17 protein-coding genes and 1 other annotated feature are annotated in these 22,668 nt (G+C 54.2%); of the genes, 9 read left to right on the top strand and 8 right to left on the bottom strand.

Annotated elements, in window-relative coordinates; genetic code table 11:
* Nucleotides 1-72: 72 nt before the first annotated feature.
* The 8 genes from JD108_RS12785 to JD108_RS12750 all read left to right on the top strand — a co-directional run bounded on the left by JD108_RS12785 (nt 73) and on the right by JD108_RS12750 (nt 9,189).
* Nucleotides 73-843 (top strand): hypothetical protein, encoded by a 771-nt coding sequence (locus JD108_RS12785; protein WP_198826454.1) that lies wholly within the window; start codon nt 73-75, stop codon nt 841-843.
* A 233-nt stretch (nt 844-1,076) separates the two neighbouring features.
* On the top strand, nt 1,077-1,811 hold the full coding sequence (locus JD108_RS12780; protein ID WP_198826453.1) for a pseudouridine synthase: 735 nt from the start codon (nt 1,077-1,079) through the stop codon (nt 1,809-1,811).
* Nucleotides 1,812-1,935: 124 nt separating this feature from the next.
* Entirely contained in the window at nt 1,936-2,463 is a 528-nt protein-coding gene (resA, locus tag JD108_RS12775; protein WP_198826452.1) for a thiol-disulfide oxidoreductase ResA, read from the top strand.
* 8 nt (nt 2,464-2,471) lie between these two features.
* The gene (resB, locus tag JD108_RS12770; protein ID WP_198826451.1) at nt 2,472-4,100 is read left to right on the top strand and encodes a cytochrome c biogenesis protein ResB; all 1,629 of its coding nucleotides are present in this window, start codon (nt 2,472-2,474) and stop codon (nt 4,098-4,100) included.
* A 24-nt stretch (nt 4,101-4,124) separates the two neighbouring features.
* Complete coding sequence (gene ccsA / locus JD108_RS12765) at nt 4,125-5,354, top strand: cytochrome c biogenesis protein CcsA (protein WP_323958371.1); 1,230 nt, start codon at nt 4,125-4,127, stop codon at nt 5,352-5,354.
* 185 nt (nt 5,355-5,539) lie between these two features.
* Nucleotides 5,540-6,256: a response regulator transcription factor gene (locus JD108_RS12760; RefSeq protein WP_198826450.1), complete on the top strand. Its 717-nt coding sequence runs from the start codon at nt 5,540-5,542 to the stop codon at nt 6,254-6,256.
* Nucleotides 6,257-6,293: 37 nt separating this feature from the next.
* A complete protein-coding gene (locus tag JD108_RS12755; RefSeq protein WP_407649323.1) occupies nt 6,294-8,039 on the top strand; it encodes an ATP-binding protein in 1,746 nt (581 codons plus the stop codon).
* A gap of 13 nt (nt 8,040-8,052) precedes the next feature.
* Nucleotides 8,053-9,189, top strand: a complete 1,137-nt coding sequence (locus JD108_RS12750) for an HAD family hydrolase (protein WP_198826448.1) — start codon at nt 8,053-8,055, stop codon at nt 9,187-9,189.
* Nucleotides 9,190-9,404: 215 nt separating this feature from the next.
* Here the strand turns inward: JD108_RS12750 and JD108_RS12745 are convergent, their stop codons facing one another.
* From JD108_RS12745 to JD108_RS12710, 8 genes are all read right to left on the bottom strand, one after another.
* A complete protein-coding gene (locus JD108_RS12745; RefSeq protein ID WP_198826447.1) occupies nt 9,405-10,016 on the bottom strand; it encodes a hypothetical protein in 612 nt (203 codons plus the stop codon).
* A 119-nt stretch (nt 10,017-10,135) separates the two neighbouring features.
* Nucleotides 10,136-10,420 (bottom strand): hypothetical protein, encoded by a 285-nt coding sequence (locus JD108_RS12740; protein WP_198826446.1) that lies wholly within the window; start codon nt 10,418-10,420, stop codon nt 10,136-10,138.
* Nucleotides 10,421-10,435: 15 nt separating this feature from the next.
* A complete protein-coding gene (locus JD108_RS12735; protein WP_198826445.1) occupies nt 10,436-11,716 on the bottom strand; it encodes an ArsB/NhaD family transporter in 1,281 nt (426 codons plus the stop codon).
* 118 nt (nt 11,717-11,834) lie between these two features.
* On the bottom strand, nt 11,835-13,418 hold the full coding sequence (gene serA, locus JD108_RS12730; RefSeq protein WP_198826444.1) for a phosphoglycerate dehydrogenase: 1,584 nt from the start codon (nt 13,416-13,418) through the stop codon (nt 11,835-11,837).
* Nucleotides 13,411-14,562, bottom strand: coding sequence for a pyridoxal-phosphate-dependent aminotransferase family protein (locus JD108_RS12725; protein ID WP_198826443.1), 1,152 nt, complete (start codon nt 14,560-14,562; stop codon nt 13,411-13,413). Before JD108_RS12725 ends, serA begins: the two co-directional genes overlap by 8 nt.
* 97 nt (nt 14,563-14,659) lie before the next feature.
* Nucleotides 14,660-14,909: a binding site (T-box leader), on the bottom strand.
* A 245-nt stretch (nt 14,910-15,154) separates the two neighbouring features.
* Entirely contained in the window at nt 15,155-15,772 is a 618-nt protein-coding gene (locus JD108_RS12720; protein WP_198826442.1) for a class I SAM-dependent methyltransferase, read from the bottom strand.
* A 99-nt stretch (nt 15,773-15,871) separates the two neighbouring features.
* On the bottom strand, nt 15,872-16,663 hold the full coding sequence (locus tag JD108_RS12715; RefSeq protein WP_198826441.1) for an ABC transporter permease: 792 nt from the start codon (nt 16,661-16,663) through the stop codon (nt 15,872-15,874).
* Nucleotides 16,653-17,588: an ABC transporter ATP-binding protein gene (locus JD108_RS12710; RefSeq protein ID WP_198826440.1), complete on the bottom strand. Its 936-nt coding sequence runs from the start codon at nt 17,586-17,588 to the stop codon at nt 16,653-16,655. Before JD108_RS12710 ends, JD108_RS12715 begins: the two co-directional genes overlap by 11 nt.
* Nucleotides 17,589-18,542: 954 nt before the next feature.
* Here JD108_RS12710 and JD108_RS12705 point away from each other — a divergent pair.
* On the top strand, nt 18,543-22,664 hold the full coding sequence (locus JD108_RS12705) for a type I polyketide synthase (protein ID WP_198826439.1): 4,122 nt from the start codon (nt 18,543-18,545) through the stop codon (nt 22,662-22,664).
* Nucleotides 22,665-22,668 lie beyond the last annotated feature (4 nt).

The following is a 22,668-nucleotide window of genomic DNA, read 5'->3' as shown; positions in this document are numbered from 1 at the left end:
CTTGATTTGATGGCAGTGCGATGAGAGTTTCTGTGGTAACATATGGAAAAGGAAAGAGCGGAGGGAGACGGGATGAAACGACTGTTTCTCTGCTGTCTGATCGCGGTCATGGGTGTCATCAACGCCGCAGGTGCAAATAGCCCCGCCCTAGAGCTGGCGGAGGTGTCTGCCGAGATCGTCACCGACAAGTCGATCAGCGGACAGACGGGGATCGTGGTGAACAACGTCGTCGTCAGACATGTAACCCCGACGGTCATCGCCTACGATATCAAAGTCAAAAACAGCAGCAATCGAAAGATCGGCGACGAAAAGAACCCGGTGAGGTTCAAAATTCAACCGGGCGAAGAGCTCCTGGAAGCCCTGAAGAAGACTGTCGGCGATAACGTGCTCGATCGCGACAAGATGAACGGCGGTTATCAGGGCGATGCGGAAATACTGCCGGGCGGTACATCTCGCTACATGATTTTTTCCGAACTCGGAACTCTTGAAAAATTGGAAAACCATCAACACCTGCGCCTCTTGACCGAAGCGCAACTGGATGAGCTGCGTGAAAAGAGGTTTGATGCCGCATTGATTCTCTACATCGGGGAGGAGGAAATCGGCCGATTTGATCTGCGTCCCCATTCTCATGGCTTGCCGCCGGAGATCCACCGGACGCTGGAGCAGGAGTTGGGAGCGAAGTTCGTCATTCCCGCATGGGAGGGCTATCAAGTCAAGTTCGCTGCGATCGAATATTCTCCCGTCGCCCAGGGAAAAGCGGTCGGCAATCGGCGCGCCGCCGTGATCGTCTATACAGACCGCAAAGGCCCTCTCATGAACCTTATTTCATTACGTTTCACATGAGCGACACCTTTTCCGAAGAGGACACCGTGTCGTTCATCCGTCAAATTCTTGCCGGGCAAAAATAACATCTCGATAAGACTAAGAGCCGCTCCCACTTCGGAGGGCTTTTATTTTTTGGGGGGAAAGTAGAGGCTTTCATCCGGCAAAAGATAAACTTCCGTCTCGTGTAAGTTTTTCCGCTGTTCTTGTCCACACTGGTAAGAACGGGTATGATGTTGGAGAGGTGATTCGACATGGAACGGTTGCAGAAGGTACTGGCTAACGCAGGAGTTGCCTCCAGACGGCATTGCGAGGAACTGATCCTTCAGGGCAAGGTGCAGGTAAATGGTCAAGTGGTAAAAGAACTGGGGACGAAAGTCGATCCAGACACGGACAAAATCAAGGTAAACGGCAAGTTGATTCATATGGAGAGAAAAATATACGTCTTGCTGCACAAGCCGACGGGCTACATCACCAGCGTCTCCGATCCGCGGGGCAGACCTGTCGTCGTCGATCTCCTGCGAGGGATCAAAGAGAGAGTATACCCTGTCGGCCGGCTCGATTACGATACGTCCGGGCTGCTGCTTTTGACCAATGACGGAGAATTGGCGCATATGCTGGCCCATCCGTCCTATGAGATGGACAAGGTCTACCGGGCTTGGGTAAAAGGCGTTCCGTCGCGGGAAAAGATCAGCCAACTCGCCAGCGGAGTCAAGCTGGAGGACGGGATGACCGCTCCCGGACAGGCCAGACTGCTCAAGGCAGCTCCGGCCAATGACCGCGCTTTGCTGGAGCTGGTGATTCACGAGGGACGAAATCGCCAGGTTCGCCGCATGTGCGAAGCGATCGGACATCCGGTAATCAAGCTGGAGCGTACGCAGGTGGGCTTTTTGACATTGGAGGGGCTGGAGCCCGGCCAGTACAGGCCCTTGACGACCGCGGAGATCGAGCGGCTGCGGCGCGGATTGACCAAAGGCCGCAAAAAATGATTCAAAATCTGTTCAAAACTTATGGGCTGTCGCAAATAAAAAGCAAGGCTATAATAGAGGGGATAGCAGGAAGGACGGGATTGTATCCGTTTTCCCAAAAGATGTAGATGGGAGCCAGGGCACTATGAACAAAAACAACCGTACATACATCAGGGTGGCGATCCTGGGTGTTTTGCTGGCGGCGCTTGTCTTTGCCGTCTATTCCAGTTTTGTGAAGGATCCTCATGCGGTAAAAGTCGGTAAGGAAGCCCCCAACTTCAGTCTGGAGCAGTTGAACGGCCCGCCGATCGCGTTGTCGGACTTGCGGGGCAAAGGCGTGGTGCTCAATTTCTGGGGCAGCTGGTGCGAGCCGTGTAAAAAAGAGATGCCCGATCTGCAGCAGCAGTATGAAGCCTACAAGGATAAAGGTCTGGTGGTCATCGGGATCAATATTGGCGAATCCCCGGTAGCGGTGGAGCCGTTTGTCAAGCAATTCGGACTGACATTTCCAATTCTCTTGGACAGACAGTCCCAAATCACCAAGCTCTATCGAATTGGGCCCATCCCCAGCACGTATTTCATCGATGCGGACGGGAAGGTAAAGGAGATTTTTATCGGGCCGCTTAACGAAAATTCGATTTCAGAAAAAGTGGCAAATATCTTGCCTAAGTGAGGAGCAATATGGACCAGATAAAATGTGAATGCGGTCATGCCAATCCAGTCGGCACTCTGCTCTGTGAATCATGCGGCAGACCGCTGGAAGTGGAGATCAAAGGCGAGGCTTCTTTCCCGGATATGCGCTACGAGGGAATGGCCCGCCGTTCTCAAACGTATACGCGCACCATTGTCGACAGAGTGTGGAATTACTTTTCATCCGTTAAAGTCGCCATTGGCATCATTGTCGTCATCTTGATCGCTTCGGCAGTAGGCACGATCTTTCCCCAGCAGCAGTACATTCCGGTTCCCGTCCCCACCGAAGCGGACGTGGCCAGATTCTACACCGACACCTACGGCAAGCTGGGTACGATTTTCTACACACTGGGCTTTCACAACATGTACTCATCCTGGTGGTTTGTCTCGCTGCTCGTCGCTCTCGGGACATCGCTGGTCATCTGCAGCTTGGACAGGGTGGTTCCCCTTTACCGGGCCCTGAGCAAGCCGCGGGTCAATCAGCACAGCTCCTTTCTCAAAGGGCAAAGAGTCTACGGCGAGACCGAACTGACAGAGGGGCAGGATGCGGAGGCGCTGACGGCTGCCACGGCGGCCGCACTCAAAAAGAAAGGCTATCGCATCTTTCAAAGCGGACACGCCATCCTGGCGGAGAAAGGCCGTTTCAGCCGCTGGGGGCCGTACATCAACCATATCGGGCTGATCATTTTTCTGCTCGGCGTCTTAATGCGCAACATCCCCGGCTTTTATCTGGATGAATTCGTCTGGGTAAGGGAGGGGCAGACCATCGCGATCCCGGATACTCCCTATTACGTCAAAAATGTGGAGTACAAGACCGAGTACTGGTCAGAAGAAGAAATGGCGCAAAAATTGAATTTGAATGGCGGCGTCATTCCGAAAAACTATCAGACGGACGCGATCCTGTACCTGAACAAGAACGCCGATCTGCCCGGCGCCACACCCGATCTGGTCGAGATCAAGAGGGGCCCGATCGTCGTCAACCATCCGATGGAGCATGAGGGTCTTGCACTCTATCAATCCGGCTTTCAGGAAATGCAGCTGGGTGCGATGAACTTTGTCCTGATTGACAAGCAAAATGGGAGAAAAGAGGTCGCCCCTTTCAAGCTGGACCTCTACGATGTTCCGCCTGAGCAGGAAATTGCCGAAGGCGTCAAGGTTCGTGTCATCGATTACTTCCCGGACTTCATCATGGGAAGCGACGGGAAACCGTCCACGCAGACCAATCTGCCGAAAAATCCGATGATCGTGCTGGAGATCACGTCTGAAGCGGATCAAATCAAGGAAAAACTGGTATACGTCAGCGGAACCGTGATTACGGAAAGAGAGGATTCCCGTTACACGCTCGATTTTAACATGCCGGATCTGATTGATATCAGCGGTCTGATGGTGAGAAAAGATAAAGCGGTTCCCCTGATCTATTTTGGTTCCTTTGTCTTCATGGTCGGCGTGGCGATGGGATTCTTCTGGCAGCACCGCCGCATCTGGCTCCAATTGCACGGCACAAGAGTGCTGTTGGCGGGACATACCAACAAGAACTGGTATGGATTAAGGCGTGAAGTGGAAGCGATGATCCAGGAGATCAAGCTGCCGATCACCTTAGCAGAGAAACCAAAAGCTTAAGTCGGCTTTGAGGAGGTTTTAGACGTGCAGCTTATTCCGTTAAGTGATGTCATGCTCGATATTGCCTTTGTGCTGTACGTGCTGGCGTCGATCGTGTTCGTCGTCGCCTTGACCGGAAAGAACTGGGCGGGACGCGATCCCAAGCAACATGAAGAAAAGTACGGACGGATTGCCTACTGGCTGGCGCTGGTCGGCTTTCTGGCCCAGACGGGCTACGTCGTGTTCCGCTGGATCGCCGGCGGACACAGCCCGACGAGCAACATGTTTGAATTTATGGCGTTCCTGGATTACTGCATCATCCTGGCTTACTTGATTATCTACCGGATTTACAGATTGACGGTGATCGGCGCATTCGTTCTGCCGCTCGGGGTCGTCATGCTTGGTTACTCGTATGTCTTCCCCAAGGAAGTCACCCCGCTGATTCCCGCGCTGCAAAGCTATTGGCTGCATATCCACGTGACCACGGCAGCGCTCGGGGAAGGAATTCTGGCCGTAGGTTTTGCGGCAGGCTTGATGTATCTGGTCCGCACCGTGCCGCAGGATGTCGTGACGAAAAGCACGCGCTGGCTGGAGGTTGTACTCGCCGTCGTTCTGATGCTGGTCGGCTTTATCGCGATGGAATCTACGTTTTCCCGACTGGATCAAAAAACGGTGTTCCAATTGCCAACAGAACAATTGAATAATCAGGCACAAATGGAGAAAATGAAGGTAGAGTATACACTGCCGGCGATCGTCGCTCCGCAGGACGCCACGCTGATCCAGGCTGGCCCGATGAACCCCTGGTTTACCGCCCCCGCGTGGATGGAAGGGAAGGATGCGGCTCGCAAGCTGAACACCATGATCTGGTCGGTCATCTCCGGTCTGGTGTTGTACGGCATCTTGCGGCTGATCCTGCGCAAGCGGCTGGCGGCGGCGATGCAGCCGGGGCTGAGGGATATCGATCCCGAATTGATCGATGAGATCAGCTACCGCGCGATCAGCATCGGCTACCCCGTCTTTACCCTGGGCGCCTTGATTTTCGCGATGATCTGGGCGGAAGAGGCGTGGGGACGCTTCTGGGGATGGGATCCGAAAGAAGTATGGGCGCTCATCGTCTGGCTTTTCTACAGCGCTTATCTTCATCTTCGTCTCTCCCGCGGATGGATCGGGGCCAAATCGGCTTGGATGTCCGTCATCGGCTTTGTCATCATCTTGATCACCCTGGTCGTCGTCAACCTGGTCATTGCCGGTCTGCATTCATACGCAGGGGTGTAGGAAACAAGAATGTCGCTTTCGCAAACATGGCTTCGCAAAGAAATTTGGCGAAGCCTTCGTTTCACTTTCGTCGGTAGGGAGCATGCCATCCATACCTGGCGACGGGAAAGCTGGATGCCAGTCTGTCGTTTGGCCTATCGTCCGAGTGAAGTCAGTGAAAACAAAGTGAGCCACGAGGTGATCTTATGGAGAAAACAGCGAGGATTCTGGTAGTTGATGACGAGGAGCGCATCCGCCGTCTGCTCCGCATGTATCTGGAGCGGGAGTCTTTCATGATTGACGAGGCAGATAACGGCGAGCAGGCACTGGAAATGGCCATGACGGCCGATTATGACATCATTTTGCTGGACCTGATGCTGCCTGGAATGGACGGCATCGAGGTCTGTCAAAAAATCAGGGAGCGCAAAGCGACGCCGATTATCATGCTTACGGCAAAAGGGGAAGAGACGAACCGGGTGCACGGATTTGAAGCCGGAGTGGATGATTATGTGATCAAACCGTTCAGCCCCCGCGAAGTCGTCTATCGGGTAAAGGCGATCCTGCGCCGCGCTTCGGCGACCGCCTACCTGAAAACCGAGACTTTTAACAGCCATTCGGTTCTGGTCTTTCCGGAGCTGACCATCGATCACGATGCCCACAAAGTGATTGCCAGCGGCCAGGAAGTGAGCCTGACGCCAAAAGAATACGAACTTCTGCACTATCTGGCGCTCTCGCCCGACAAGGTGTTTACCCGCGAGGAATTGCTGAAGGATGTGTGGCATTATGAATTCTTTGGCGATCTGCGGACGGTGGACACGCATATCAAGCGCCTGCGCGAAAAGCTGAACCGTGTATCGCCTGCAGCGGCGCAGATGATCGCCACGGTATGGGGAGTCGGGTACAAGCTAGAGGTGCCCAAGTAACGTGGACATTCTTCGCAGCGTAGTAGGAAAACTATGGATGACGATCATTGCGCTCTTCGCTTTGGTCTTAACGCTCTTCAGCCTGATGATCGTGGAGTCATTTGACAGCTTCTACTTCCAGCGGCAGACCAAGACTTTGCAAAACGTCGCGGAAGGTCTCTCGCAGACGCTGTCTGCGTATCCGGACAAAACAGCGGCTTTGGCCATGGCGTCCAGCTTTAGTGCCGTTCACCGCACCGGCCTGATCATGGTTGATGAAAACGGTGAGCAGATTGGGCAGAGTGAAGGGGCGGGAATCTCCTTCGTCCCCACGGAACAATTGCTGAAAGCTCCCGAGCTGCAGCTGTCCGAGGCGCTTCGCGGGAAGCACCTCGCTCCGGCACGGATTTTCTTCACGCATCAGCCCAACAATCAAAATGGCACGATTCAATTGCTGGCAATCGCCGTGCCGATCGAGCTGTCGCCGGATAAACAGGGTGCGATCGTCATGTACCAGGCGATTGAAGATTTCGACGATACCGTGAAGGAAGTACGCAAGCTGATCTTTGTCGTCGGGGTGGTCGGCTTTATTTCCACGACCGTCTTCGCCTTCTTCCTGTCGTCGCGGATTACGTATCCACTGCGGCAGATGAAGGAGACGGCCCATCGGATCGCAGAGGGTGATTTTCATGCGGAAATCCCGATACGCACGACAGACGAGATCGGGGAATTGGCTGCCTCCTTCAACAGCATGGCCAGCCACCTCAACCAACTGGTCGTCGCCCTCTCCAAAGAGAAGGAACAGCTCTCCAGCGTGCTGCGAAGCATGGTGGACGGAGTCATCATGATCGACGAACAGGGAAAGGTAGCTGTGACCAACCCGCCGGCTGAACACTTCCTGCGCGATTGGACGTACGAACATCCGGACGAGCCCATCCCCTTGTTTTCGTTCTATCAGCAGGTGGTGCGAACCGGGATGGAAGTCACAGACGAGATTCCGGCCCAGGGACGCATCTGGTCGCTGGTGATGATCCCGCTAACTGACCGGGAACAGATCCGCGGCGCCGTCGCCGTCCTTCGCGAGATTACCAGGGAGCGCAAACTGGATAAGATGCGGAATGACTTTGTGGCCAACGTTTCCCACGAGCTGCGCACGCCGCTGTCCATGCTGCAGGGCTACAGCGAAGCCATCGTCGACGATATTGCCGCCACTCCCGAGGAGCATAAGGAGCTGGCCCAAATCATCTACGATGAATCGGTGCGCATGACCAAGCTGGTCAATGAGCTGCTCAGCCTTGCCCGGATGGAGGCAGGCCATGTGGAGGTATCGCTGGAAACCGTCGAGGTGCGCCCGTATCTGGAGCGGATTCAGCGCAAGTTCGTGAATCTGGCCAGGGAACAGGATATTCATTTCCTGCTGGAATTCAATACGACGGTAGAAAAGGCCTGGATCGATCCAGACCGGATGGAGCAGGTTCTGACGAATCTGATCGACAATGCCATTCGCCATACGAACGAGGGCGGTACGGTTGTATTGCGGGCGCGCGGCGAACAGACGCTCCTCCTGGAAGTGAGCGATACGGGAACAGGAATTCCACAGGAAGATCTGCCGTTTGTCTTTGAACGCTTTTACAAAGCGGATAAGGCCCGTACCCGCGGAAAAGCGGGAGGGACAGGACTTGGCCTGGCCATCGCCAAAAACATCGTAGAGGCCCATGGAGGAACCATTGGTGTACAGAGCAAGCTAGGCGAGGGGACTACCTTTACCATTGCCTTGCCTGATAAACATAAACAGAAAACATAGAGGGGCGAGAGAAATGATCAAAACCATACTGTTTGATGTCGATGGAGTGATGCTGAGCGAGGAGCGTTATTTTGACGCGTCCGCGCTGACTGTCTGGGAGATGCTTCACAGCCCGCAATACCTGGGCCTTTCTTCCGAAACATTTGCACCTGCGCCAAAGGAAGAGGATATCCGCCGCATTCGCCAACTGGTTTTTGCAGACGATGAGGTGCTGAACTTCATCAAATCACGCGGGATCAACTCCAACTGGGATATGGTCTATCTGGCGGTGTCGTATCAGATCATCCGCCTGTGCGGCCATTTAAAATCGGTCTTGGGGCAGCAGGTTACCGATCTGCTGACGGGACAGATCAACCGCGCGGCCTTGGCCCGCCTGTCGGAATGGGCCAAGGAACACGCGCCTGACTTCACGATCGAGTACGCCAAGTTTACCGCCGATTTCTCCCGGGGGAATGCGCAAAAGGCGGAGATGCTGCTCTACCTGAACCAGATCGCTCAAGAGCGCTGCGGCATCGTGACCAATATCTTCTCCCGCAACAGCGACCTGTGGAAAATTTGCCAGGAGACCTTCCAGGAATGGTATCTGGGGGATGAGCGCGTCTCTGCCTCGATCGGCCGCGAGACCTTGCAGCCTGGCAAGAAAGGCTTTTTGAACGATGAGATCCCGATCGTCAGCCCGGCTGAGATGATCCAGGTGTTCCGTACCCTGAAGGAAAAGGGCTATACGCTCGGGATCGGCACCGGACGTCCCACGATCGAGACGCATGTGCCGCTGGAGGCATTGGGGATCTTGGAATGGTTCGACCCTAACCGCGTCGTGACGGCGAGCCATGTATTGGAGGCCGAAGAGCAGTCGCCTGCCCACGCGCCGCTGTCCAAGCCGCATCCCTTTTCCTATGTAAAAGGCCTGCTCGGTTTGGATACGCCGAACAGCGATGTGCTTCGTTTGGAGCTGCCTATCTCCAATGGGGATGAGGTATTGGTCGTAGGGGATTCGCTGGCGGACCTCTTGGCGGCCAGATCGATGGGTTGCCGCTTTGCCGCCACGCTCACTGGATTATCCGGTCAAGAAGCGCGGAGCAAGTTTGAAGAGGAGAAAGCCGATTACATTTTGGATGATGTGCGCGGCATTCTCTCGATCCTGGAATAAAGGAAAAGAAGAGCCGGCCATCGGAGAGAATGGCCGGCTTTGTTTTACATAGAAGGGTTGATAAGTTTTGGGGAACCAGAGGCTTCCCCATTTTTTGTGGATGTTAAAACCGGGGCATGGCGAGAAAAAGCGTGTTTTCCTGCGGCGCGACTCGCGGAGGCTTGCCGCTGCGGAGCGGACAATCATCATCCGTGAAGGCGATGAACGTCGCGCGATCAGGAGAAAGAAAGCCGCACCCCGCATGGATCGAGCAGAGTCGTAGCCTCGACGGGAGAGGGAAAGCCGCTCATATCCACCTCTGTGAGCATCGCTGCCGGCCCTTTCTGGAGGCGAATGCCGGGAATCTCCTCGCCGAACAATATGCGCAGGTCCTCCAGCAATCCTTCCTGGGGGAGCTGTAGGGTCATTTGGCGGATTGCCGCCGCGGAATCGCTTGCCAGGTAGCTTCGATCCGTTTGCAGTTCGATCTCAAACTGGTAAGGCGTCGCGAGAAAGGTCCGCTTCGGGTTATGCTCGACGGACCAGCCCAGCCGCTTGGCCCGGTCGCATATCTCTTCGTGCTCCGACGGGGAGACGAGAAAACCGATATGATCAAATTGAATTTTTTTACCGTGACCAAATGTAACGTTGATCATGCCTTTGCGCATTTCGATAATCCGAAATAAGATCGCCTGCCCCCGAAAGTCCTCCCATGTCAACGGCGGCGAAAAGTCTTGAAAACTTCCCTCGCTTTTTCCGATTCGTTGATAGGTTTGAAAGCCAGCCTCTTGATAAAATCGCTCCATCTCCTCGACATCGGGAGTCCAGAAGTGATAGTGGAACAGCATCAGAAACCTCCGATTTCTCATCATTTTCCCACAGTATACATGAAAATGGGGATTTCTGTAAGAGAAGAGCAAGAAAAAACCGGCTCTATCTGAACCGGTTATGGCAAGGCTGTCTTTTGCTACGTCTGTTCCTTCCAGCTCAAAGTCTCCAGAAAGCGGAAGCGAAAGGCCTGGAGGAGAAAAGAGAGCCGGGCATCGTGCCGGACGATCACTTCATAGGTGCCGTCCTCGTGGCTGTAAAACAAGGCATCGGTGTAATCCCTGTTCTCTTCAAACAAGCTGCGTATTTGCTTCAGACGGTTGCGCATCTCCTCGGTCTTCAGTGCGAAGGTGAAGGTGACATCCGTTTCGTTTTGATTTTCCCGAATCTCGATCAGGCGCGAATCATAGGTGTAGTGGACCAAGCGGGTTCCTCCTCATCAGAAAAAGTAGCGCAGAAAGATATAAAGATGAGACAACACGATCGACATGATCATCAGCGGAAAGGCGATTTTCAAAAAGCCCACGAAGCTGATGGGATGGCCTTCTTTGGCCGCAAGTCCGGCGACGATAACGTTGGCGCTGGCACCGATCAGTGTCCCGTTTCCGCCCAGACACGCTCCCAGAGCCAGGCTCCACCAGAGCGGCTCCAGATTGGTGATGCCGAGCGCGCCCATCTCCTTGATCATCGGGATCATCGTCGCGACGAAGGGAATATTGTCCACAAAGGCGGAGGCAATCGCGCTCATCCAGAGGATCAAAAAGGAGGTCTTCATCGCATCGCCGCCCGTCAGATCGATGGCTCCTTTGGCCAGTTTGGCGATGACGCCTGTCTCCACCAGTCCGGACACGAGCACAAACAGACCGACGAAGAAAAAGATCGTGGTCCATTCTACCTTGCTGATCGCTTCTTCCAGATAGTGTTCGCCGGTGATCAAGAGCAGCAGAAAAGCGCCTGTCAGGGCGATCGTGGCCGATTCCAGATGGAGCGCGCCATGCAGCATAAAGCCGATAATCGTGAGCGCCAGCACGGTCAGCGATTTTTTCAACAGTTTGGCGTCGGTGATCTCATCCTGCTCGCGAAGACTCATGATTTTTTGCTGCAATTCGGGGGTGGTTTTCAGCTCTTTCCGGTAGATCAGCGTAAAACAGAAGATGGTGGCAATCATGATAATGACAACGGCGGGAGCCAGATTGGTCAGAAAAGACATGAAGTCCAGTTCCGGCACGGCGCTGCCAATCATGATGTTGGGCGGATCTCCGATCAGGGTTGCCGTGCCGCCTACATTGGAAGCGATAATTTCCGATATGAGATAGGGAACGGGGTTGACTTGCAGCTGTCTGGCGATGCTGAAGGTGACCGGAACAATCAAAAGAACCGTCGTCACATTGTCGAGAAAAGCGGAGGCCGAGGCGGTGATGATACTCAGATAAATCAGAATCCGAAGCGGATCGCCATGGGCGGCTTTGGCTGCACGGATGGCCATGTACTTGAAGACGCCGGTCTGCGCAGTAATGGCGACCAGAATCATCATGCCGATTAACAAGCCTAGGGTGTTGAAATCGATGTGGTGGATCGCTTGCTCCTGATTGATCACGCCGAGCAAAATCATCAGGATTCCGCCAAACATGGCTACGATTGTCCGATGCAGTTTTTCGCTGATGATAAAAGCATAGGTTACGAGGAAGATGCCAATTGCGACGATTGCCTGTGATGCCATAAAAATCTCCTCTCACTAAACAAAAGTTAATAAAGTAGGAAAATTATCTGGTATTATTATAACCATATTTTTGAACACGTAAAGGCCTGGTCTTTGGATAAGACCAGGCCTTGGTATGTTACAGTTCGATTTGGGTCACACTTTTTACTTCCGGCAATTCGCCCATGGTATCGAGGAGCTCTGCTGTAATCGGCTTGTCGACCGAGAGCATCATGATCGCCTCTCCGCCGACATCGCGGCGTCCTACCTGCATCGTCGCGATATTGACCCCGTTTTCACCCAAAATCGATCCGACTCGGCCGATGACGCCCGGCCGGTCATTATGGTGAATGTAGAGGAGATAGCCTTCCGGAGCGACGTCGATGGCAAACTCGTCGATCTTGACGATGCGCGCGCCGTAGCCGTTCAGCCGCGTTCCCGCTACCGTCCGGGTCTGCTGGGTCGTCTTCAGCGTGACTGTCAGCAGGTTGGTAAAGCCGCGGTTTTGCGCGGATTTTTTCTCCGTGACGGTGATATCGCGAGACTTGGCCAAGAGGGGAGCGTTCACGAAGTTCACTTCTTCTCCCAAATGGAAGGACAAGACGCCTTTGACCACGGTTCTTGTCAGCGGAGCCGTTTCGACATCAGTCAGTTCACCGCTGTAGGTGATCGAGATTTCCTGTACGGATCCCACTGTGACTTGCGCCAGGAAATGGCCCAGTCTCTCTCCGAGCGTAAAGTAAGGCTCGATGCGCTCCATCACATGAGGCGGAATGGATGGCAGATTGACCGCATTGCGGAACGGTTCGCCGCGCAGCACCTTGAGGATTTCGCCCGATACATCGACGGCGACGTTCTCCTGTGCTTCTACCGTAGAGGCGCCCAGGTGGGGCGTGACGACGACCTGCGGCAGGCCGATCAGCGGATTGTCCACCGGCGGCTCCACTTCAAATACGTCGAGGGCCGCACCCGCTACTTTGCCCGTCAGGATCGCTTCATAGAGCGCTTTTTCGTCGATGATGCCGCCGCGGGCACAGTTGATCACGCGCACGCCAGTCTTCATCTTGGCAAATTCTCTGCTGCTAATCAGATAGCGTGTTTCTTTTGTCAGCGGCGTATGCACGGTGATGAAGTCCGCCTGGCGGCAAATCTCATCCACGGTGGCGTTGGTCACGCCCAGCTTTTGGGCGCGCTCTTCGGTGAGGAACGGATCGTAGGCCAGCACCGTCATGCCGAATACCTTCGCACGCTTGGCCACTTCGGTTCCGATGCGGCCCATGCCGATGACCCCGAGCACTTTATTGTTCAACTCCACGCCCTGAAAGCTCTTTCTGTCCCAGGTCCCGTCGGCCAGCTTCCGGTAGGCCTGCGGAATATTGCGGGCGACGGACATCAGCATGGCAAAGGAATGCTCAGCAGTCGAGATGGTATTTCCGTCCGGTGCATTGATGACGACGATTCCCGCTTCCGTCGCTGCATTCACATCGATATTGTCGACCCCGACACCTGCGCGGCCGACGGCTTTCAACCGTTTGCCCGCAGCCAGCACCTCAGCGGTTACCTGTGTTTGGCTGCGCACCATCAGGGCGTCATAGTCCCCGATGACGGCCAGCAGGTCCGAGGGGGAGAGGTTCGTATTTTTGACGACTTCCACGTCGGGCGCCTCAAGCAGTTGTTTGATTCCGTATTCGCTAACTTGGTCTGTAATCAGTACTTTATACATGAGCGAGTAGCACCTCCTGGGCAGCTTTTACACCGGCTCCCAATTCTACGGGAGCGCCGATTTGTTGAAGCGACATTTCAATCGCCGCGATCACCTGCAAGACGTCGAGCGGTTCGCAATAGCCCATGTGGCCAATGCGGAAAATTTTCCCTTTCAGATGCTGCTGGCCGCCGGCGATCACGATATTGTGCTGGGTACGCAGAACTTTGCGCAGCTGCTCTGCGTCAAACGTCTCCGGGTGGCAAGAAGTCACCGTGCTTGCGGCGAACTCATCGGAAGCCATCAGCGGAATCTGGAGCGCTCTCATCGCGGCCCTGGTCATATCGCGCATGATCTCGTGCCGCTTGATGATCGCCGCCAGGCCTTCCTCCTCCAGCATCTTGCACACTTCATCCAGGCCGAAGATGAGGGAGACTGCGGGCGTATACGGCGTCGTTTTCTCTGCCAGGCTTTTCCGGTACGCCTTGAGATCGAGATAAAAAGCGAGCGGCTTTTTGCTGTCGATCACATCCCATGCCCGTTTGCTGGCTGCCAGAAAGGCGAGTCCCGTCGGGAGCATAAACGCTTTTTGCGATCCCGTCACAACGATGTCCACACCCCATGCGTCCATCTCGCAGGAGACCGCGCCGAGGCAGCTGACGGCATCGACGATAAAGAGGGCATTCGACTTCTGCCGGACTACTTGGGCCAGTTCGCGGATCGGATTCTCCACACCCGTGGACGTTTCGCAATAGGTTGCGAACACGGCTTGCACCTGCGGCTTATCCGCGAGAAACGCATCCAGCTTGTCGGGGGTGACGGCTTCGCCCCAAGGCACATCCAGGCGGTGGACGACGATGCCGTATCTTTCGCAGATTTTGGCGAAGCGCTCGCCGAATGCGCCGCTGACCAGGACAGCGGCTTCCTCGCCGGGCTGAAGCGTGTTGACGACACTCATCTCCAGTGCGCTCGTTCCGCTGCCCGCGAGGATCATCACGTCGCCCGATGTGCCAAAATAGGGGCGCAGACGCTCAGCGGTCCGTGCAAACAATTCGGAAAATTGGCCGCTTCGATGCCCGATCATCGGTTGGTTCATCGCTTGCTGGACGCGCGGCGGAATCGGGGTAGGGCCGGGGATGCGCAAAATCATTTTGTCTGTAAACATGGTTATCTCTCCTCCTTTGATTCAACCCTTTTCCTTATGGTCAAAGGAAAATAATAAAAGCCTCCCGTTCTCACACTGACTCCAATTTCGGAGACAGGTGAGGGACGAGAGGCTTTGCTTCGCGGTGCCACCCTCATTCGTTCTTCTTTTCGCAAAGAAGAACCTTTCCAGGTACAAGACCTGCAGAGATAACGGATCTACCGTTCGCGCCTACTGGGAAGGCCAGTGGCCTCGGTTCAGCGCAACAACTCGGAAGTGCTTATCCAGGCAGGGAACCACCGATTCGCAGCAACCATCGGCTCTCTGAGGGTTTCCCATGCAAGGCATCTCTTCGTCAACGTTGTTCAACTATTCATGCTCGCTTTGATTTGTATCTACGATAACATGCTAGTGAAGGAGCGTCAAGCACAAAAAAAGAGAAAAAATGAACAAACACTTTCAAAAACTATTTATTGTTCGTGAAATGACTATGTTTGATCGAGGTATAGCGGGTTGAAAAGATCAAAACACGAACGTTAAGCAATTGGTTTCTTATATTCTGGAAAATCCCATGAAAAATGTTCGGATTTTGCTTGTTCTTTTCGGTGGAGGCTTACTGCGTCTTGCTTGGTTTGGCCCAGATCAGATGAATGCAACCAGCCCAGTAGTGCTCAGACTTCACCAGGACGAGGTCAGAGCGATCCACGATCTTCATCATATCGCGATTGTGGTGGCAGCCTTCTATCCGGTAGATGAGCGGATCCAACGCTTTTTGCGCGCAAGCTAGTAAAAAGTTGGAGCTCAATCCATGCTCCATGAGCAGGATGTTTCCGTCTTTGCGGCACCAGCGGTTGAACTGGTTCAATACCGCAAGCGGATCCTCATAGCTGCAGAGCGACAGGGTAGAGACGATCGTGTCAAATGAGTCGGGAGCAAGTGACAGGCGATCCATGTCGGATTCCAGAAAGGTGGCAGGAATGCCAAACTCTCGCGCCGCTTGTTTTGCTTTGCGCAGCATTTCCGGGCTAAAATCGACAGTCGTTACGTTATCCACCAACTCCCTGTCGTAAAACGGGAAATTGGCTCCGGCTCCCACTGCGGCCTCCAATACGTTTCTCCGTGCCTCCCGGAGCAGGCGGCGGCGCCAATGCCCCAGCGTGTAGGCTCGCCGATTGCGTTCGTACATGGCGGCCTGCTGGCTGAATTTCTTGATTTGATCGGCTTTGTTCAAGGCCATCCCTCCCGTCCATGCTCCGATCGGGTCCGACCGAAAACGAAGTCTGCGCCCCCTCAGCCTATCATAGACGAGGGAGCGCCGATTGGAAAGCGGTTAGTTTTCTCGCCAGTCCAGCTTGCGCAGGGCGATGCTGATCGCGATGATCAGCCAGAGACAGAGCGCGCCGATGAGAATCCAGAAGGTGGTGTCGTACTGCTGGTGAAGCACTCCGCTCAGCACCAATGCGGCTTGACCGGTGGGGAACAGAAACGAGGTCACCTTCATGAAAAAGGGCAGCATCTCATAAGGGAGCAGTACAGGGCTGAAGAAAATGACCAGCAGGTAGGGCAGGTAAGAAAGTACGGCGAAATGGGCCATGGTCTTTGCGTAGCTGCCGATGGTCGAGCCGACGATGGTCAGGCTGCTGGCGGCCAGCAGGGCCAGCGGGATGCACATGACCAATTTTTGCGCCGGAATATCGAGCAGGAAGTAACCGAGGACGAGAGAGCTGGTGAGTGCAGGGATGGCAAAAATGATGGATTCTACAAAAGTAGCAGCGATAAACGCGGTCTTTTTCACGGACAGACTGGCGTAATAGTCCAGTTCTCCTTCCACTTTCATGAGCGCCGTCCGCTGAATGGCAAAGCTGACGCTCCCGAAACAGACCGACATGACGATGTTGCCGGCGAGCAGCCATAACGCTTCTTCACCCGTGCCTACATAGCTTCTGAGAATCCAGAGAAAGCCGGTTGGCAAGGCCAGGCCGATCAAGACGAGAAAAGGAGCGGCAGAACGGTAATCGGTGATGAGCAGACTGAGCAGCAGGCGAAACTGCTGAAACCAAGGCAGTTGGCTTTGGGTCTGCGATACCGGTGCATAGTTCGTGGCGACTGGATTAACCTGCAATGCGGTCACCTCCACTCAATTCAAAATAAATATCCTCGAGATTGGACGTCACGATGCGGAAATCCTCCAGATTTTGCAGGTGGGGGAGCAAATCTGCGATGGCACTCTCGACCTGGTCTTGTTCGAGCAGCAGGAGGAAGCGTTGCTGTCCCAGATGCTGTACATTCGGAAACGCTTGGAGGAAGGAGAGGTTGTCTGTATCTGGGCGCGTCACCATTTCCAGCCGAATTTGTCGGGAGATCCTGGCTTTCAATTCTGCCGGCGTCCCCTCGGCCAAAATCCGTCCAGACCTCATAATCGTCACCCGATCCAGTGTCTGCTCCGCTTCCACTACGTTGTGCGTAACCAGGATCACCGTGCTGCCTGTACGGGCGGTTTCCCTGATTCGGTTCCATACTACGCGGCGGATCTCGGGGTCGAGATCGTTCGTGGGTTCGTCCAGGATCACGATGGGACGATTGCCAATCAGCGTAACGGCTGTGGCGACCAAACGGCGCAAGCCACCGGAGAGAATCTGCATCTTTTTCTCCAAATGGTCCTTTAAGCCGAATTCTTCAATAAACCGTTCGGCTTCACGCTTGGCATCGGCCGGGGGCAGACCGCGCAGCCGCCCTGTGGTTTCGATGACTTCTCGGGGCTTTGTCTGGGCGGGCAGCCAAATATTTTGCGGTTGGAGAGCGACCCAGTTGCTTGCGGTCTGCGGATCTTTCAGCAAATCATGCCCAAACAGGTGGATCGTGCCGCTAGTCGGTTTGAGCATGCCGGCTAATTGGCGGACCAAGGTACTTTTTCCTGCTCCATTGGGCCCTAACAGTCCAAAGACCTCACCGCGGCGAATGGTGAGCGAGATGCCGTCGTTTGCCGGCGTTTTCGCAGAGGGGTAGGATTTGACCAAGTCTCTGATTTCGTACGCAATCTCTGACACAGAATCACCTCAGTTCAGGATTTTCGTAGAAACTTGCATCAGTTGCCAAACATGGTTGCTTTCTGCTATCCTCAGTTGTCTGGTGTAGGAGCATCGTTTTTCCTGGGCGCGTGGGTTCTGGGGGAGAGTAGTGGGGTGTTGGGCGAAATCTAAGACGAAGGAACTAATTTCCATTTCGGCAAAGGATTCTAGAGCTAGGGTGCGCGAATAGTTTTTTTAAATCCCCTCCTGATAAGTATTGAAAAGGTAAAGCAGGACTGTAATCTAACCAAATTATGTATATTATGCCAATGCATGTCAACGCCTTTTTTGAACAACCCTGCCTCGAATGAGTAATTACTATTGTAAAGTGTGGATTTAACAAATTTAACAGAAAATTGAAATTGTAGTATATGTTTACAATTTTCTTTTGCTGTAATACTATGACTTCAGAATCGAACACATCCTCGTGAATCCTCTTACCTACCTCATGGAAGCGTACACCCTGTGAAAAGTAATCTCTTCGCGCCACTTCTAAAAAAGCTTGGTACTTCGCAAAGTGAATTCCAGTACAGGAGTTGATGTCTGCCCAAACACGACTGTGCTTGAATGAAAACGTACCGTTGTCCAACCTTTCGACCTCTATTTTTAAAATGCTCGTACCCAGATACATCCTCTATAACTTCCAATCGTTCTGGTCACCTCAACTTCCCATGATTCCGATCGCCACAACCTCCGTACTGCCGACGAAACAGTTGCGGTGTCTTTACGCTGGCTCTTGCCTTTGGAGCACAGTTGTTTCCGCAGTGGGTTCAGCATGTCCTTAAAAGCGAAGACTATATTCCGAATCTTCAAACAATGGTTCAACCACGATTGGCTTGTTTTCTTCTTGCGATCCCAAATGCCATATTATTACACTTCATACATTAATGCCCATATAAGGGAGCGAAAAATCAATGGTGAGGAGATGGGGCTATGAAAGTAGGGAAACATGACGAAGGCAAACTTCGCCGCGAGAACGGGAGATCGGCCAGAGAGATCCAGTCCTTTTTGTTATCCAGAATTGCAGGTCATCTCAAACTGAATGAAGCCGAATTGGATCCTGACACGCCCTTCGTGAATTTGGGGGTAGACTCCGTCTTTACAGTGGAATTGTCAGGAGAGCTGGAAGACTTGGTCGGCTTTGATCTTTCTCCGACTTTGTTGTACGATCATCCGTCTGTTGCGGCTGTAGCGAGATATCTCGCAGCCGATGCCACCAGAGGGAGTGACGATCCTGCTGAGAAACGAAGGGAAACGAGCTCGCGGGAACCAATCGCGGTGGTGGGAATCGGTTGCCGGTTTCCAGGAGCGCAGAATAAGGCGGAATTCTGGGAAATGCTTAGCGAGGGACGCGACGCCATCCGTGAGGTCCCCGCTGACAGATGGGATATCGATGCATACTACGATCCGAATCCGCAGACTCCGGGAAAAATGAACTCTCGCTGGGGCGGATTTTTGGATCGCGTCGATCTGTTTGACAACCAGTTCTTTGGGATTGCGCCGCGAGAGGCGGCCAGAATGGACCCGCAGCAGCGGTTATTGCTGGAAATCAGCTGGGAAGCGCTGGAGGATGCCGGTCTGGTGCCCGCCGATCTGGAAGGGGAGAGGGTAGGCGTATTTATCGGCATCTCCCACAGTGACTACGGCCAGATGCAGTTGAGTGATCCGGACCGGAGCCATGCGTATGCCGGGACGGGAAGCGCCCTCAGCATCGCGGCGAATCGGCTCTCCTACCTGTACGGCTTCCGCGGTCCGAGCATGGCCATCGACACCGCCTGTTCATCCTCTCTGGTCTCTGTCTATACAGCCTGTCAGAGCATTTGGAATCAGGATTGCACGATGGCGTTAGCCGGTGGCGTCAATTTGATTCTGACCCCATCCCTCTCTGTTAACTTTGCGAAAACCGGCTTCATCGCTCCCGATGGACGATGCAAGACGTTTGACTCCCAGGCCAATGGCTATGTGCGGGGAGAAGGAGCTGGCATCGTCATTCTAAAGCCGCTGTCACAGGCTCTCGCAGACGGTGATGTGATCTATGCGACCGTGAGAGGGGGCGCCATCAACAACGACGGTCGGACCAATGGGCTGATGGCTCCGAGCGGCGAGGCACAGGAGGCATTGCTGCGGGAAGCATGCCGGCGTTCTGCGATCTCCCCAGGTGAGATTACCTACGTGGAAGCACATGGGACAGGCACGCTATTGGGTGATCCGATCGAGGTGAATACACTGGGAAGCGTGCTGGCCGAAGGGAGAGAGGAGGGCAGCTTATGTACCATCGGTTCCGTCAAGACCAATATCGGACATCTGGAAGCGGCTGTCGGCATCGCCAGCTTTATCAAAGTGGCTCTGATCTTGAAAAACCGCAAGATTCCGCCAAGCCTCCATGTGAAGGAGTTAAATCCCCATATCGCTTTTGACAAACTGCCGGTGCGAGTGCCGCGCGCTCTGGAACCCATCCCTGAGTCCGCTGCGCCCTTGATCGCCGGTGTGAGCTCCTTCGGATTTGGCGGCACCAATGCGCATGTGATTTTACGAGAGTATGCAGGTGTTCGCGAGGAAAAGACGCAAACCGATCATGTGCTGGCTGCCGATCATCTGCTCCTGCTCTCCGCTGACAGTGAGAAATCGCTGCAACGGCTCGCCGGCTCTTACGCGAGCTTCCTGTCCGCGGCAGGCGACGAGATTTCTTTGAAGGATCTCTGCTATTCTGCCAACGTCCGCAGAGGAAAGCATAAACATCGCCTCAGTGTCCGGGGAGAGACGAAAGAAGCCATCACCGCAAAAATTCAGGCGTGGGCAGAGGGGGGAGCGCTGCCAGGAGTGAGCTTCGGGAAAAAAGATGTCCGCATGCCCAAACTGGCCTTTCTGTTTCCGAGCGAGTGGTCATTCTCTGTGTCCGCCATTCGCCAGCTTTACCAGCGGGATTCGGCATTTCGGGATGTTTTGGATCGCTGCGATGACCTGATTCAGAAAAAAACAAATCAATCCGTCTGGCAATCGCTCTTGGATCAGAAGACAGGAGATGCCATATCGCCCCTCGCCCATTTTGCTCTCCAAGCCGCCCTCTTTAGCCTGGTGCAATCATGGGGGATACAAAGTGATGCCGCTTCAGGCGTGGGGATAGGCGAAGTCGCAGCCGCCTATGCGGAAGGCAGAATCAGCCTGGGGGAAGCAGTCGGGATTGCAGCAGCGCATGAGTCGAACCTCTCCAGCGAACGAACAGATGACATGGCCCAACGCCTGGGAACCGATGATTCCTGCGTGGCGCTGTTCTTTGGCCCGGAAAGTCAGGCGGAAACCGCGTTATCGGCAGCATTTCCCCGCGGGACCCAGGAGAACGAAGTCCACCTCCTTTCCCTGGAAAAGGATGCAGAGGGGCTTCTCAGCGGCCTGGCAAGAATATTTGGCGATCTGTTCACCCTCGGCTATGATCTTGATGCCAAGCGGCTCTATCCACACGGGACCTTTGTCCAGCTGCCCCTGTACCCATGGGAGCGGCGGCGGTTCTGGCTGGATGCGGAGGCAGCGGAAGAGGGGAATTACGAGCTGGAAAACGAGCTGAAGAGCGGGTTTGTGGCTGTATCGGCCGCCTTGGAAGAAAAAACAGAGGATTCGCCTCCGGGCATGTCTGAAACGGTTAAGGAGTATTACCGCTCCCTCGCATATGAGAGAAAGCCGTACGAGGATTTCCTCAGTTTTGCGCCGTTTGCGCAGGTAGATCCTGATTTTTCCTGGATATTGACGATGGCCGATCCCGAACGCCACCCGGAAAACCGGAAAAAAATGCTGCAAGCCTGGGATGAGATGAGACAAGTTCTCTTCCAACATGTTGATTATTCCTCTGTGCGCCATGTGGTGGAGATCGGCAGCGGGTATGGGACAGACCTGATTCGCCTGGCGGAAAAGCATCCACATCTGCAATTGCACGGCTGCAACATCTCTACAGAACAGATCGAGATCGCCGCGGATCGGGTGAAGACTTTAGGATTGCAGGATCAAATTCGTTTTTACCGGCGCGATGTGGCTGCCGAGAAGCTGCCGGACCGCTACGAGATGGCCTTTGGCGTGCAGGTGATGCACCACATTTTGGACAAGGAAGCGGCCTTTGCCAATCTCTCCGCTCATCTGAAAAATGGCGGGATCCTTGTATTGGCGGAGATTATCTCCAATTCGACGCAACCGATTAAGCATCCGGAATCCTCTGCTTATTTTGTGACCAAAGAAGAATGGGCAGATGTTCTGGCCAAAAATTGTTTGCAAATCGTTTCTTTTATTGACAGCAGCGCAGAAATTGGAAACTTCTTATACGACCAGAACTTTCAGCAGCATTTGGAAGAGGTTTGCCAGCGTCGTGGGGATCTGGTCAAGCAGCATATGGAAGGGCCGCATCTCCTCGGAGAATTGCTCCGCAGAAATGTCGTTCTGTACTCCTTGCTGACGGTGCAAAAAACGCCGTACTTGTCCGCAGAGACGCTGCGCAAACAGAATCTTCGCATCCTGAATGAACCGATGCCTTACTCCCAGCTGGGCCTATCCTCGACAGGAGAGAGGGGAGCTGCCGCAGCTGCACCGGTTACCGCTGGCACCTCCGGGAAAGTCTCTGGCCCCTCTGTTCGCGCCAAGGCTCAGGAAACTGCCGGAGCTGCCGCAGAAGCAAACCATGTAGAAGAGGAAGCGTTTGACCTCGTAGCATACCTTTGCAGGGAAGCAGAACTGGTTCTGGAAATGGGCGAGGCCACGCTGGACCCCCACCAATCCCTGCATGAGCTCGGACTGGATTCGATTATGGCGCTCGATCTCAAGCAGCGCATCGAAACCAAGCTGGGAATCGTCCTGCCAATGGCCGACCTGCTGCAAGGCGTAAGCGTGGCGGCCCTCGCTGCCAAAATCACGGAGCAGCTGCAGCAGAAGGCGCCGGCTCTCACGGTGATGGAAGCGCATGATTTGGAGAAGATGGCGAAGCAGGCAGAAAATCTGGAAGACCTGCTGGCCTCCATCCACGACTTGCCGGAAGAAAAAATAAACGCCCTGCTGAAGCTGTATCAAAAATCCTGAGGAG

It is taken from the genome of Brevibacillus composti, from assembly GCF_016406105.1.
Lineage (GTDB): Bacteria > Bacillota > Bacilli > Brevibacillales > Brevibacillaceae > Brevibacillus > Brevibacillus composti.
This window is presented reverse-complemented; position numbering and strand designations above follow the sequence as displayed.

Excerpts from the sequence above, each read along its gene's own strand:
- JD108_RS12755 (WP_407649323.1), top strand. The coding sequence starts at position 6,294 with ATGACGATCATTGCGCTCTTCGCTTTGGTCTTAACGCTCTTCAGCCTG.
- serA (WP_198826444.1), bottom strand. The coding sequence starts at position 13,418 with ATGTATAAAGTACTGATTACAGACCAAGTTAGCGAATACGGAATCAAA.
- JD108_RS12750 (WP_198826448.1), top strand. The coding sequence starts at position 8,053 with ATGATCAAAACCATACTGTTTGATGTCGATGGAGTGATGCTGAGCGAG.
- JD108_RS12745 (WP_198826447.1), bottom strand. The coding sequence starts at position 10,016 with ATGCTGTTCCACTATCACTTCTGGACTCCCGATGTCGAGGAGATGGAG.
- JD108_RS12785 (WP_198826454.1), top strand. The coding sequence starts at position 73 with ATGAAACGACTGTTTCTCTGCTGTCTGATCGCGGTCATGGGTGTCATC.
- JD108_RS12780 (WP_198826453.1), top strand. The coding sequence starts at position 1,077 with ATGGAACGGTTGCAGAAGGTACTGGCTAACGCAGGAGTTGCCTCCAGA.
- JD108_RS12760 (WP_198826450.1), top strand. The coding sequence starts at position 5,540 with ATGGAGAAAACAGCGAGGATTCTGGTAGTTGATGACGAGGAGCGCATC.
- resB (WP_198826451.1), top strand. The coding sequence starts at position 2,472 with ATGGACCAGATAAAATGTGAATGCGGTCATGCCAATCCAGTCGGCACT.
- JD108_RS12735 (WP_198826445.1), bottom strand. The coding sequence starts at position 11,716 with ATGGCATCACAGGCAATCGTCGCAATTGGCATCTTCCTCGTAACCTAT.
- resA (WP_198826452.1), top strand. The coding sequence starts at position 1,936 with ATGAACAAAAACAACCGTACATACATCAGGGTGGCGATCCTGGGTGTT.
- JD108_RS12725 (WP_198826443.1), bottom strand. The coding sequence starts at position 14,562 with ATGTTTACAGACAAAATGATTTTGCGCATCCCCGGCCCTACCCCGATT.
- JD108_RS12705 (WP_198826439.1), top strand. The coding sequence starts at position 18,543 with ATGAAAGTAGGGAAACATGACGAAGGCAAACTTCGCCGCGAGAACGGG.